Below are 12,431 nucleotides of genomic sequence, written 5' to 3'. Positions count from 1 at the left end.
ATTCCGATACCGTGCGAAAAATAAAATACAAGAAGGGGCGAAAAGTGCAGCCCACACTTTTAGAATATACGGGCACCCATACCCATACAAAGACTGAAACCCAATTGTTTGTGTATGACAACCTTGAATTAACGGAGTGTGAAGACTTTGAAGTGGATGCGTTGGCGAGTAATGTGGATTGGTCGCGCATCAATTGGCTCAATGTTCACGGATTGAATTCGGTAGCCACCATACAGAAAATTGGCGCTTTTTTAAGTGTTGACAATTTCATGATGGCGGATATTTTAAATACGACCAAGCGCACCAAATTGGATGAATACCATGAAGTGTTGTTTTTTAGTATAAAATCGTTGTTGCCTGTCGAACATTCGGATAATATTGCGGCTGAGCAAATTAGTTTTTTACTGAAAAAGAATATGTTGGTTTCGTTTCAAGAAAAGCGCTCGGATTTCTTTACGCATTTGCGGGAGCGGTTGCGCACCCATTCGGGGATTGTTCGTGAAAAAGGCGCTGATTATTTGTTATTTTTAATGTTGGATGCCATAATGGAAAATTTCTATATTACCATTGAAAACGAAGAAGATAAGGTTGAGGAATTGATTAATCAATCGAAGTTAAATTCCAACCCGAAAATATTAGAACAAATTGAAAAACATCGGGATAATTATAACTTTTTAAAGCGCTCCATTATTCCGTTACGGGATTCGTTGTATGCCATAAAATCCATTAAAGACGACAATGTTTTCAATTCGATTGAAGCACAAAACTTTACTTTTTTTGAACGTTTGCACCAAAAGTCGTTGGAACTCTTAGAGCAAATTGATTATGACATGACCACATTAGAAAGTGCATCGAATTATTATTTTGCTTTACAAAGTCACAAGATGAATGAAGTGATGAAAACACTTACGGTGGTTTCAGTGTTTTTTATGCCGCTAACGTTTATTGTGGGGGTGTATGGGATGAATTTTGACAACATGCCCGAATTGCATTGGGAATACGGGTACTTTATTATTCTTGGGGTAATGCTCGTTTTGCTTTTGGGAATGATCTATTATTTTAAAAAGAAAAAGTGGTATTAATGTTTATAAAGCGGTTAATAATTCTTTCTGAATTATTGGTCAAATCGATTTATTGCAGTACTTTTGGGGAGAATTCACAAATTATTCGCGAAAACAATGTTTGAATTTCAACAGTACCTAGGTTTTCTTCTTTTCTTAATGATTTTCACAGCTGGTTTCTGGTTGATGATTTTCTTAGTTCACTTTGTATTTTACTGGGTGTTCGGTGCAACCAAAGAGTTGTTACAAGAAAGAAAAGAGAAAAAAGCATTAGAGCAGGCGTAACGAACGCTGTTTTAATAAAAAAGTCCCGAATTATCGGGACTTTTTTTGTATCTATATAGAAGTAATTATCCAGGATAATCCCCGCCATCGTTATCATCGCCACCGTTGCGTTTTGGACGGTTTTGTTCTTTATCGTTTTTCGTTTTATTGAAACGGTAGGTGAACGAAAGTGTCACTTGACGAACTCGCCATTGCATCATTGAATTGGCATCTACTTGACCAGGAATAAAGGTTTCAAAGCGACGTTTGCGTGAGTTGAAAACATCGTTCACATTCAAGGCCAAAGTTGCTTTGTCTTTAAAAACATCTTTGCTAAACCCAAGATTCATACCAAACACGCCTAAATTTCTACCTTGTGCCGTATTTTGAGGTCCGTTATAATTGGCATTGGTTTGCCAATCAATTTTTCCGGGAAGCGTAATTTTAGAAGTAATACGCGACGACCATGTGGTAGCTACGTTTGCAAAGTCTGTTGTTTTTTCAGTACTTGTTGAAGGCAATACATAGGTATATTTACCTATTGTTTCTACACGGAAGAAATTAAAATTGGTGTTTATTTTCCACCATTTGTAAGGTGTATAGTTGAAAGTGAATTCAAAACCAGTACGGTATTCTTTAGATAAGTTTACTGGAGTGGTGATAATCACTGGAGTAGTGCCTACAAATTCGCCACTTTCACGACGAACGTATTGAACATTATCTACCGTACGATTGAAATACATCGACGTATTAAACGTTAATTTCGTCCATTTTTTCAAGAAACCGAAATCAATCGCATCTGTTTTTGACGGATTTAAATCGGGATTCCCTTGAAAAATATTAATGTTACTGGAGTAGCTGCTGAATGGATTGATTTCTCTTCCCCGCGGACGGTTGATGCGCTTACTGTAGTTAATGGCAATGTTTGATGTTTCATTGATCTCATAGGCCACAGTGGCTGAGGGGAAGAAATTATCGTAATTCTTTGTTTTGTAGATCTGGCTCGTTTGTTGGTCGACGATGATGTTCGAATTCTCATAACGTAAACCAGCTAAGAAAGAAAACTTTTTGATTTTTGTTCCCAATTGTGAATACAAAGCATTTACATTTTCCTTGTAATTTAAAACATTGGAAAAATAGGTATCCAACACGCCGTTGGTGAAAACCGAATAGTCCGTAAGTAAGTCTAGGAAATTACCTCGGTAACCGGCTTCAAACTGACTTTCTTTGTTTTTTCCAAATGGCAAAACATAATCGGATTGCAGTAAAATTCGATTTTGACGTTGGATGTTGTAGGTGTCGTTAATGACTACCGGACTGTTTTGCGTATCCGCGTTGGTAATTGTAGCGTCGTTATCGTCTTTGTTTTTGGATACCGAAAAATCAACTGTTAATTTGTGTCCGTCCGTATTGAATTTGTGCAATAAGTTGGAAGCAAATTCTACATTCTCACTTTTAGTGTCTTCATTGTTATCACGAAAAACCGTTTTGGTATAGTTGGCAAATTGATCCAAATTGATTTGATCTACATTTTCTTCTGTAGTTCCATTGTTTTTACGATAATTAACAGTGTTGGTCCATGTTGTTTTTTTGGTAAGAAACCAGTCAAATCCGAAGTTACCGTTGTATCCTTTGCTGTATCGATCGGAGTCACGACTTTCATTGATATAATTTCGCGTCGAGTTATCCGCATTCAAATAACGGCTATCCATTTGTGCTTTTCCTGGATTGTTTCGGTAGTTGTAACCTTGGTTAGTAAAGAAATTAAATTCATCGGATTTCACATTCAATGTAGCGCTCAGTCCGTGGTTATCTGGAATTCCAGTGGTACCCATAATCGTACCGTTAACGCCGTTATTCTTTCCTTTTTTCAATAAAATATTAAGAATACCTCCACCACCTTCCGCATCATAACGCGCAGAAGGATTGGTCACCACTTCCACTTTATCAATGGCATCAGCAGGAATCATGCGTAAGGCATCTGAAATATTGATGGCATTCGAGGGGCGACCATCGATTAATATTTTCACATTATCATTTCCACGTAGACTAATGGTACCGTCAGAATCCACGGCTACAGAAGGGATGTTATCCAATACATCACTAACGGTTCCGCCTTTCACCATAAGGTCTTGACCGACATTATATACTTTCTTATCGAGTTTAATTTCTACTGAAGTTTTCTCTTTACGAATGACTACCTCGTCTAATTTTGTCGCTTCGTCTTCTAGGGATATTGTCCCCAAATTTGTATCTTCTTGAATGGATTTGTTTTTTAATTCTAAAGGTTTAAACGAAAGGAATTCTACGTTTACATTATAATTTCCAGCAGGTGCATCAATATTGAATTCCCCTTTAGCATCAGTTAAACCGCCCGTAACTACTTTGTTCGTAGCAGTACTAATTAAGCGTACCTCGGTATATTCAAGAGGTTGATTGTTGGATTTGGCAATTACTTTTCCTGTAATTTTTACTTTTTTACCGCCACCACCTTGTGCACCTGATCGGGGTTGCGCCCATGCAGTAAGTGAGGTAAATACGAAGAGTGTGAGTACAATTTTAAAAATTTTCATGTAAATTTATTTTGCTTTCCTGTTTGGATTGCAAAAATAAACGAACGTTTAACCGTCCTTTCACAAAGTTATGTTAATCTTAACAACGTGGAATTACCTTAAATTGTTAATATTTTCTAGAGGTCGAGCTATCACCGCATGATTCCCTTTAACAACTATTGGTCGTTCAATTAAAATTGGATAGGTTACCATGGCTTCAATCAAATCTTCATCACTCAATGATTTTCCTTTGTAATTTTCTACCCAAACGGATTCTTTCACTCGAATGAGTTGAATAGGAGTATAGTTAAGTTTTTTCAGTATCGATTGAATTTCTTCTTTTGAAAACGGTGTGTCTAAATACTTGATGATTTCAACAGCTTCATTTGTCTTTTCAAAATGGGCCACACAGTCGCGTGATTTTCCGCAGCGGGGATTGTGATAAATTGTAATCATAAATTACGTAATTATTTCACGAAAATAAGTAAATTGGGACAATAAAATAAGACAATGCAAAAACTATTTGGCGTAGAAAAAAAAGTTGAGTTTGGTTGGTATATTCTTGGATCAATCCTCATCATTATTGGAACTTTCTTAGGGCAAATTCCGTTTGGTATTGCGGCTGTGATGGCTACGTTGAAAAAAGGAAAAGGGATGCCTAGCGATTCAGTTGCTTTAATGCAGGCCTTGGATCTGAATCTTTCGTTGTTCTTAATGCTATTGTCGTTTGCTGTTGCCTTTGGTGTTTTCGTTTTGGTGATCAAATATTTGCATAAACAGACTATAAGGGCTGTAACCACATCACGTACCAAAATCGATTGGAAACGTATTTTGTTTTCATTTTGTCTTTGGGGAATGATAACGGTGCTTACCACTGTGATTTCCTACTACAGTTCGGACAGCACTATGGAATGGAATTTCAATCCGTCACAATTTGCGCTGCTTGCGGTTATCGGAATTTTGATGATACCGATTCAGACTTCGGTTGAGGAATATATTTTTAGAGGATATTTAATGCAAGGGTTTGCCCAATTGTATCCCCGTCGATGGTTTCCCTTGCTGTGGACATCGCTGATATTCGGACTCTTACATATTGCCAATCCAGAAATTGCGGAGATGGGATACATCGTGTTGTTCTATTATATCGGGACGGGACTCTTTTTGGGAATCATTACCTTAATGGATGAGGGCATGGAGTTGGCACTCGGTTTTCATGCGGCCAACAATTTATTTACGGCACTATTGGTCACTTCCCATTGGTCGGCTTTTCAAACCTATGCCCTTTTTAAAGAAACGGCAAAACCACAAGTGGGATTCGAATTGTTTCTTCCCTTACTGATTTTGTTTCCGTTACTTCTTTTTATATTTTCCAAAAAATACCAATGGAACGATTGGAAAATGCGATTAACCGGACCTATTTATATACCCACAACTTTAAAAAATCAAACGTATGAATCCGACCTATCTTAACGTTCACAACCAGTTTAAACTGAATGGTTTTCATCTTGACAAAGATGATTTGTGCCGCGTGGCCTATAGTTTTATCAAAGAAGGTGAAGAGTTTGAAAAACCGGTAGGGGAATTTTTATTGGATTGGTTTGATGACAGCGATTCCATTGAAATGCTAACATCAGGATCGACAGGAGCTCCAAAAGTCATTCGAGTGAATAAACAAGCCATGGTGAATTCAGCACTTGCAACGGGAGATTTTTTTGATTTAAAACCCGGAGATCGCGCTTTACAGTGTTTACCTGTGAAATATGTAGCGGGTAAAATGATGTTGATTCGGTCGATCATTTTGGGATTGGATTTGGATTATGTAGCACCGACTTCGCATCCAATGGATCGATTGGATGAATCGTATGATTTTGCGGCGATGGTTCCGTTACAAGCCCAACATTCGATAGCTAAATTGAACCAAGTTAGAAAATTGATTGTAGGCGGTGCCCGAATTAATGCGGCTTTAGAACAACAATTAATGGGATTAAAAACGGAAGTCTACGAAACCTACGGCATGACAGAAACCATCACTCATATCGCGGCAAAGCGAGTCGGGGAGAAGGAATTTACCGTACTCCCACATGTAACGTTATCGTATGACGACCGCAATTGTTTGGTTATTCATGCGCCGCATATCATCGCTGAAGAGACCGTTGTGACCAACGATTTGGTGGAATTAATTAACGAAAATCAATTTCATTTTATTGGTAGAATAGACAATGTAATCAATAGTGGCGGAGTTAAAATAATGCCCGAACAAGTAGAACAGAAATTGGATGGTAAAATTGACCGTCGCTATTTTATTGCATCCAAAGAAGATGAAGTATTGGGTGAAAAAGTACTATTGGTTGTCGAAGGCGAACCCTTCACAATTGCAGAAGAGACCTATAAAGGCTTGGATAAATACGAACGTCCGAAAGAGGTAGTTTTTGTCCCTCTATTCAAAGAAACTGAAAATGGGAAAGTATTGCGTAAAGCAACGTTAGAACAATAAAAAAAGGAGTCATTACGACTCCTTTTTTATTGATGCGAAACTGTAATAAAAAACTTTTTCAAATCTACAGTGACATCATCCAACGATTTGATTTTAATATTTGTTGTTGTCCAATCGTTGGTTGGATTCAAGAGAACTTCTTTATCGTTTATGTTGACGTAGATGGGTAAATTTAATTGGGGCACATCAGTGATCCATCGCACTTCTAATTTTTTTCCTTTTTTGCGCAGTTGCAATTCGGGAACTCGTGTATATTTTAAATATTGATCAAATACGGAAGTCCACTCTTTTTGGGTTTCTTGGTTAAAAAAATCAATAACCATGGGCGTTGTTATGATTTGATGTTTGAATTTAGCGGTGTAGGCGGCTAACCATTTCCACCACAAGGCATCATCGTGTAAAGCATGACGCAATGTATTGAGTAATAGTGCTCCTTTCGGATACATATCACCAGAACCTTCAGCATTTACACCATAATCGCCAATTATGGGTCGGTCATTGGTAACGTTTTTTTGCAAACCTTTACCATAAAGTAACGCTTTCTCGTAGCCAAATTGACATTCGATGTACACCATTTCGCTGTATTGGGTAAATCCTTCATGAATCCACATATCGGCTATATCGCGTGAAGTAATGCTATTTCCAAACCATTCATGGCCACTTTCATGGATGATGATAAAATCAAATAGTAAACCTACACCCGTTCCCGATAAATCAGAACCCAAATACCCTTTGAAATATTTGTTACCATAAGCCACAGCACTTTGATGTTCCATGCCCAGATAGGAGGTTTCCACCAATTTATACCCATCTTCTTTAAATGGATAAGGGCCAAATTTGGATTGAAAACAAGTCAGCATGGGTTTCACTTCTGCAAATTGCTTTTCTGCTTTGGGCCGATTGTAATCCAAAACATAATAATCCAAATCGAGATCGTCCAATTTATCCGACCAATGGATGTAATGACCAACGTTTAATGTAATATCATAGGAATTTATCGGGTTGGTCACTTCCCAATCCCATCGAGTATAGCCATTGGATTGCGGGAAAGAACCTTTAAAGCGTCCGTTTGAAACATTCATTAATCCGTTGGGAACAGCCACTTTAATATCAATTCCAGTATCGGGTTCGTCACTTTGGCCGTCTTTAATAGGCATCCACAAACTTGCTCCTGTCCCTTGCACCGCTACGCCAATCCAAGGTCGGTCCTGTTTATCTTTCGTGAAAACAAATCCGCCATCCCAAGGGGCACGTTTGGCAATGAGTGGATTTCCAGAATAATAAAATTGGATAGACTGACTGGTTTCAGCCGTTAACTCATTGGGGAAATCGACAAAAACGGCATTAAATTCACGAGAATGTTTTAATTTCTGTTGGTTCCAAATGATAGAATCGACTTGCATATTAGCAAACAAATCCACCTGAATTCGGCGGGTAGCATTTAAGACATCAAAATTGATCGTATTGCTACCTGAAATGAATTTTTGATCGGGATTTAGGGTAATGTTTAAGGTGTAATGTTTGACATCATAACAAGTGCGTTCCTTGGAAAAACCACCCATCAAAGAGTCTTTTCTTGTAGCCCTTTCTTGGGCATTTGAATAAAAAAATAAGGCGCATAATAGCCAACAAAGACTTTTTCTCATAGCAAGACGATTTTATGATTCAAACTTACTCAATTTCTACAAATGGTGCAGGAACAAAAAGCATGATTTCTTTTTTTTCATACGGATGCCAAAAGTTTAATTGAGTGGCATGAAGATGCAAACGACTTCCCTTGGTGCCATATAAATCATCACCGACGATTGGCGTATGTAAACCTTCTACATGTGCTGCATGAACTCGTAATTGATGAGTTCTTCCTGTAATAGGAGTAAATTCCACAACTGTTTGATTATTAATGGTTTTTACCTTTTTCCAATGGGTTATTGCAGGCTTTCCATATTCATGACAAACGATTTGAAAAGGTCGGTTATCAATATCTAAACGAAGTGGAAGTTCAATTATCCCTGATTCATTATTCAGTAAACCCGATAATAGGGCGGTATATTTTTTTTGAATTTTTCTTTTTATAAATTGTGCTTGCAACAACTTGTAGGTTTGTTCATCTTTAGCACATAAAAGAATTCCCGATGTGGCCATATCTAGTCGATGCACAATCAACGGTCCCGTAGCTTGTGGATACATCCCTTTCAATCGTGTATATACAGAATCCGCAATATTTTTTCCGGGTGTAGAAAGCAAATCAGTGGGCTTGTTTACCGCTAGAATCCATTCGTCTTCATAGATGATTTCTAAGGATTTATTGGCGCCTAGATTGACCAAGAACGGATTATCTTCTAGTGGAATTCCTTCCAACATATGTCCAAGAATGGGTTCGCATTTACCTGTACAAGCGGGATAAAATTGACCGTGTTTGCGCACTTCAGACTTGGGCGATTGACCCCACCAAAATTCGGCCATAGCCAATGGTCTTAATTTGTTTTGAAACGCATAATGCAACAATTTGGGTGCAGCACATTCGCCAGCACCTGCAGGAGGATTCCCTTGAAAAATAGTTTGCAAACTTTTGGTTGTGCCGTATTGATTTAGAAACGCATATTCAGAAAATAATTGTTGCTGTAACGAGGCGGAACGGTTTCGGCGTTCTTCTTTGAGTAGATTGATTTGATCTTCAAATTGCGTCAATGCAGCTGTAAGTGAAGCAATTTTATCTTTCCAATCCAGTTGTAATTGTCGCAAGCGAATACTTTCTAATTGACTGACTTGAATTAATTGTAATGCATCTTCATCATTCAAATTAGGATGCTTTTCACGATATAAAGCCCGTTCTTTTTTTGCATTTTTGATGGATTGTTTAAAGGTAGTAATCGCTTCATAGGCATCAAATTCTGCTTTGTTAGTTGCTTCAAGTAAATTTTTATAATCTTCTGAATTCTCGAGATTTTCAATTTTTAAATTAAGATTATTAAGTATACGTTCTTCCACTTTAAAGTAGCCATTATCTTCCAGCATGTCGTAAACCGTAGGAACAAATTTGGGCCAATGATTTTGATCGGCTAGTTTTCCTGAAAAGGCCCATAAATAGCCTAGTTCGCCCCATTCATTTTTAACCACCAACACCCCAAACATTTTACCAATCACCATTCCCGATTGTCCTTCATTAAGTCCGAAGTTGTGCTCAAAATCGGTTTGGTTTTTCAAATACTCCTGAAGTAAACGTGCTGCCTCAAGACTCAGCGGATGAGGGTCGTAATAAAAAGGAAAGGTAAATCGCTCCGGAACGGGATGTTCGGAGAAAGGTTTTTCAAACTTTTGGAATAAATCAGGCATTCTTTTTTTCAAAATCGAAACAACTTTCGCAATGCAAAGATGAACATTTTTGAACAACCATAACTTAGAATAAGTAGAAGGATAAAGAAATAACCGTTGGGTTCGTCGTGATACCCCTCAAAAAAAAGATCATAAATTGGGTTAAAAAAGGGAAAACTTCTTTCTATACAATTTCCTTCCTCAAAAAAAAGAAAATGGGAAGCCCACAAACAAAAAGGAACACCCACGAGGAGCGTTCCAAAGATTTCAAGTATTCGAATTTGTATTTTGCTCATCAAACTTGGATTACTCCTAAATTAAATTTCTTTTCAATAGGTGCGTGGTTAGCCGCTTCAATTCCCATAGAAATCCAAGTGCGGGTATCTAATGGATCGATAATTCCATCCGTCCAAAGTCGGGCAGCAGCATAATATGGTGACACCTGCGCATCATAGCGCGCTTTTATTTTATCAAACAACTCTTGTTCTTTTTGCGCGTCAACCAATTCACCTTTGGCTTTTAGGGAAGCGGCTTCAATTTGCATCAACACTTTTGCCGCTTGTGCACCACCCATAACGGCCAATTCAGCACTAGGCCAAGCCGCAATTAATCTTGGGTCATACGCTTTTCCACACATGGCATAATTTCCAGCACCATAGGAATTTCCAATGACAATGGTAAATTTAGGAACCACCGAATTAGAAACGGCGTTCACCATTTTGGCACCATCCTTAATGATTCCGCCGTGTTCACTTTTGGAACCGACCATAAATCCGGTAACATCTTGTAGAAAAACCAACGGGATTTTCTTTTGATTACAATTGGCAATAAAACGCGTGGCTTTATCGGCACTATCGGAATATATCACACCGCCAAACTGCAATTCTCCTTTTTTGGTTTTGGATACCGTACGTTGGTTGGCTACAATTCCGACTGCCCAACCGTCAATTCGGGCATAGCAAGTAATAATGGACTGACCGTAGCCTGCTTTGTATTCATCCACTTCAGAATTGTCGACCATACGTTTAATGATTTCCATCATATCGTATTGATCTGAGCGGGATTTGGGTAAAATTCCGTAAATGTCGGTCGGTTCTAAAGCAGGTTTTTCAGATTTCACACGATTAAACCCGGCTTTTTCATAATCACCAATTTTGCCTACCACCGAACGAATACGGTCCAAAGCATCTTTATCATCTTTGGCTTTGTAATCAGTTACACCCGAAATTTCACAGTGGGTTGTGGCACCGCCTAAGGTTTCATTATCAATATTTTCACCAATAGCTGCTTTTACTAAATAACTTCCTGCCAAGAAAATACTTCCCGTCTTGTCTACAATAAGAGCTTCATCACTCATGATAGGCAGATACGCTCCACCAGCGACACAACTGCCCATAACGGCTGCAATTTGGGTAATTCCCATGCTGCTCATGATGGCGTTGTTACGGAAAATTCGACCGAAGTGTTCTTTATCTGGAAAGATTTCATCTTGCATCGGAAGATAAACCCCAGCGGAATCAACCAAATAAATAATGGGCAATCGATTTTCTATAGCAATTTCTTGTGCGCGTAAGTTTTTCTTTCCAGTAATGGGAAACCAAGCGCCCGCTTTTACGGTAGCGTCATTGGCCACTACGATACATTGTTTTCCTTGAATGTAGCCTATTTTTACAACTACACCTCCCGAAGGACAACCGCCATGTTCGAGATACATTCCGTCTCCAGCAAAGGCCCCAATTTCTATCGATTTGCTATCTTTGTCGAGTAAATAATCGATACGTTCTCTGGCTGTCATTTTACCTTCAGCGTGTAATTTCTCAATGCGTTTTTCGCCGCCACCGAGTTTGACTTTAGCAAATTTTTGCTTGAGATCGGAGAGTAAAAGTTTGTTGTGATCTTCGTTTTTATTGAAGTTTAAGTCCATAGGGCAGTCATTTCTTTTTTGGTGTCGCTAAAGTACGAAAACGTTTTCATTGAATCCAAATTAGATGTTAGCACAAGGTTAATTTAGTATTAAAACATAACTTCGACTTATTCATTTGTTAATATTAATTTAACATTGTTAAAATACATTTGCACCGAATTTAAAATCAAAACAAATGTCCTTAAACAGTGTATTTCAATTTTTTGTCCCAAAAGATAAAAAATTCTTCCCATTATTTGAGAAGGCTTCAAAACAATTAACGATAATGGCAAGTACGTTACACGATGCTGTTAATGCACCGAAAGGTGAGCGCGAAGAATTGTTTAAAAAAGTAGAAGAATTAGAAGCTGAAATTGAAGATATAGCGCACAAAACGCATTTAGAATTGAGTCGTAATTTTATCACGCCTTTTGATCGTGAAGATATCCACTCCTTAATTAAAGCTATTGATAACGTAGCAGACAATATGCACGGTGCGGCAAGTCGTATACGTTTGTATCAGGTTGAAAAAATCACGAAGTCGATTCGTAAATTGACGGAAATCAACTTAGAAGCTTGTCAATTAATCGCAGTTGGCATCAAAGAACTTAAGGACTTGAAAGACCCTAAGGCAATTAAGGATACGTGCAAAAAAATCAATAAATTAGAAAGCAAAGCGGATTCTGTTTTTGATAAAGCAGTAGCAGACATTTTTGAAAATGAAACGGATGCTAAAAACATTATCAAATACAAAGAAGTGTTGTCTTCTTTAGAAATGGCAACGGATAAATGTAAAAGTGTATCCAATGTAATGGAACAAATTTCTGTGAAACATTCTTAATTCA

The 12,431-nt window shown here is 38.0% G+C and carries 10 protein-coding genes; 5 read left to right on the top strand and 5 right to left on the bottom strand.

The window, feature by feature from the left end:
• Window positions 1-11: 11 nt before the first annotated feature.
• Both corA and EQG61_RS13755 read left to right on the top strand, forming a co-directional pair.
• Window positions 12-1,082 carry a magnesium/cobalt transporter CorA gene (corA, locus tag EQG61_RS07245; protein ID WP_129461253.1) on the top strand — a complete coding sequence of 357 codons (1,071 nt, stop codon included), beginning with the start codon at window positions 12-14 and terminating at the stop codon, window positions 1,080-1,082.
• A 96-nt stretch (window positions 1,083-1,178) separates the two neighbouring features.
• Window positions 1,179-1,346, top strand: a complete 168-nt coding sequence (locus EQG61_RS13755; RefSeq protein ID WP_164974904.1) for a hypothetical protein — start codon at window positions 1,179-1,181, stop codon at window positions 1,344-1,346.
• Window positions 1,347-1,411: 65 nt separating this feature from the next.
• On the opposite strand, the gene EQG61_RS07240 is transcribed toward EQG61_RS13755, so the two are convergent.
• Window positions 1,412-3,898, bottom strand: coding sequence for an outer membrane beta-barrel family protein (locus EQG61_RS07240; RefSeq protein ID WP_129461252.1), 2,487 nt, complete (start codon window positions 3,896-3,898; stop codon window positions 1,412-1,414).
• 93 nt (window positions 3,899-3,991) lie between these two features.
• Window positions 3,992-4,333 carry an arsenate reductase (glutaredoxin) gene (arsC, locus tag EQG61_RS07235; RefSeq protein WP_129461251.1) on the bottom strand — a complete coding sequence of 114 codons (342 nt, stop codon included), beginning with the start codon at window positions 4,331-4,333 and terminating at the stop codon, window positions 3,992-3,994.
• 54 nt (window positions 4,334-4,387) lie between these two features.
• On the opposite strand from arsC, the gene EQG61_RS07230 reads away from it, so the two are divergent.
• Window positions 4,388-5,347 (top strand): CPBP family intramembrane glutamic endopeptidase, encoded by a 960-nt coding sequence (locus EQG61_RS07230; protein ID WP_129461250.1) that lies wholly within the window; start codon window positions 4,388-4,390, stop codon window positions 5,345-5,347.
• Complete coding sequence (locus EQG61_RS07225) at window positions 5,328-6,371, top strand: AMP-binding protein (RefSeq protein ID WP_129461249.1); 1,044 nt, start codon at window positions 5,328-5,330, stop codon at window positions 6,369-6,371. The genes EQG61_RS07230 and EQG61_RS07225 overlap by 20 nt, the downstream gene beginning before the upstream one ends.
• A gap of 26 nt (window positions 6,372-6,397) precedes the next feature.
• Here the strand turns inward: EQG61_RS07225 and EQG61_RS07220 are convergent, their stop codons facing one another.
• The 3 genes from EQG61_RS07220 to EQG61_RS07210 form a co-directional block, all read right to left on the bottom strand.
• On the bottom strand, window positions 6,398-8,017 hold the full coding sequence (locus EQG61_RS07220; RefSeq protein WP_129461248.1) for a M1 family metallopeptidase: 1,620 nt from the start codon (window positions 8,015-8,017) through the stop codon (window positions 6,398-6,400).
• Window positions 8,018-8,042: 25 nt separating this feature from the next.
• The gene (locus EQG61_RS07215) at window positions 8,043-9,704 is read right to left on the bottom strand and encodes an RluA family pseudouridine synthase (RefSeq protein WP_129461247.1); all 1,662 of its coding nucleotides are present in this window, start codon (window positions 9,702-9,704) and stop codon (window positions 8,043-8,045) included.
• Between the two features lie 274 nt (window positions 9,705-9,978).
• On the bottom strand, window positions 9,979-11,607 hold the full coding sequence (locus tag EQG61_RS07210; RefSeq protein WP_129461246.1) for an acyl-CoA carboxylase subunit beta: 1,629 nt from the start codon (window positions 11,605-11,607) through the stop codon (window positions 9,979-9,981).
• A 175-nt stretch (window positions 11,608-11,782) separates the two neighbouring features.
• On the opposite strand from EQG61_RS07210, the gene EQG61_RS07205 reads away from it, so the two are divergent.
• A complete protein-coding gene (locus tag EQG61_RS07205) occupies window positions 11,783-12,427 on the top strand; it encodes a DUF47 domain-containing protein (RefSeq protein WP_129461245.1) in 645 nt (214 codons plus the stop codon).
• The last annotated feature ends 4 nt before the right edge of the window (window positions 12,428-12,431 follow it).

The organism is Flavobacterium stagni (assembly GCF_004122105.1).
GTDB lineage: Bacteria > Bacteroidota > Bacteroidia > Flavobacteriales > Flavobacteriaceae > Flavobacterium > Flavobacterium stagni.
The sequence above is the reverse complement of the archived record's forward strand: the minus strand, read 5'-3'. Positions and strand labels throughout refer to the sequence as shown.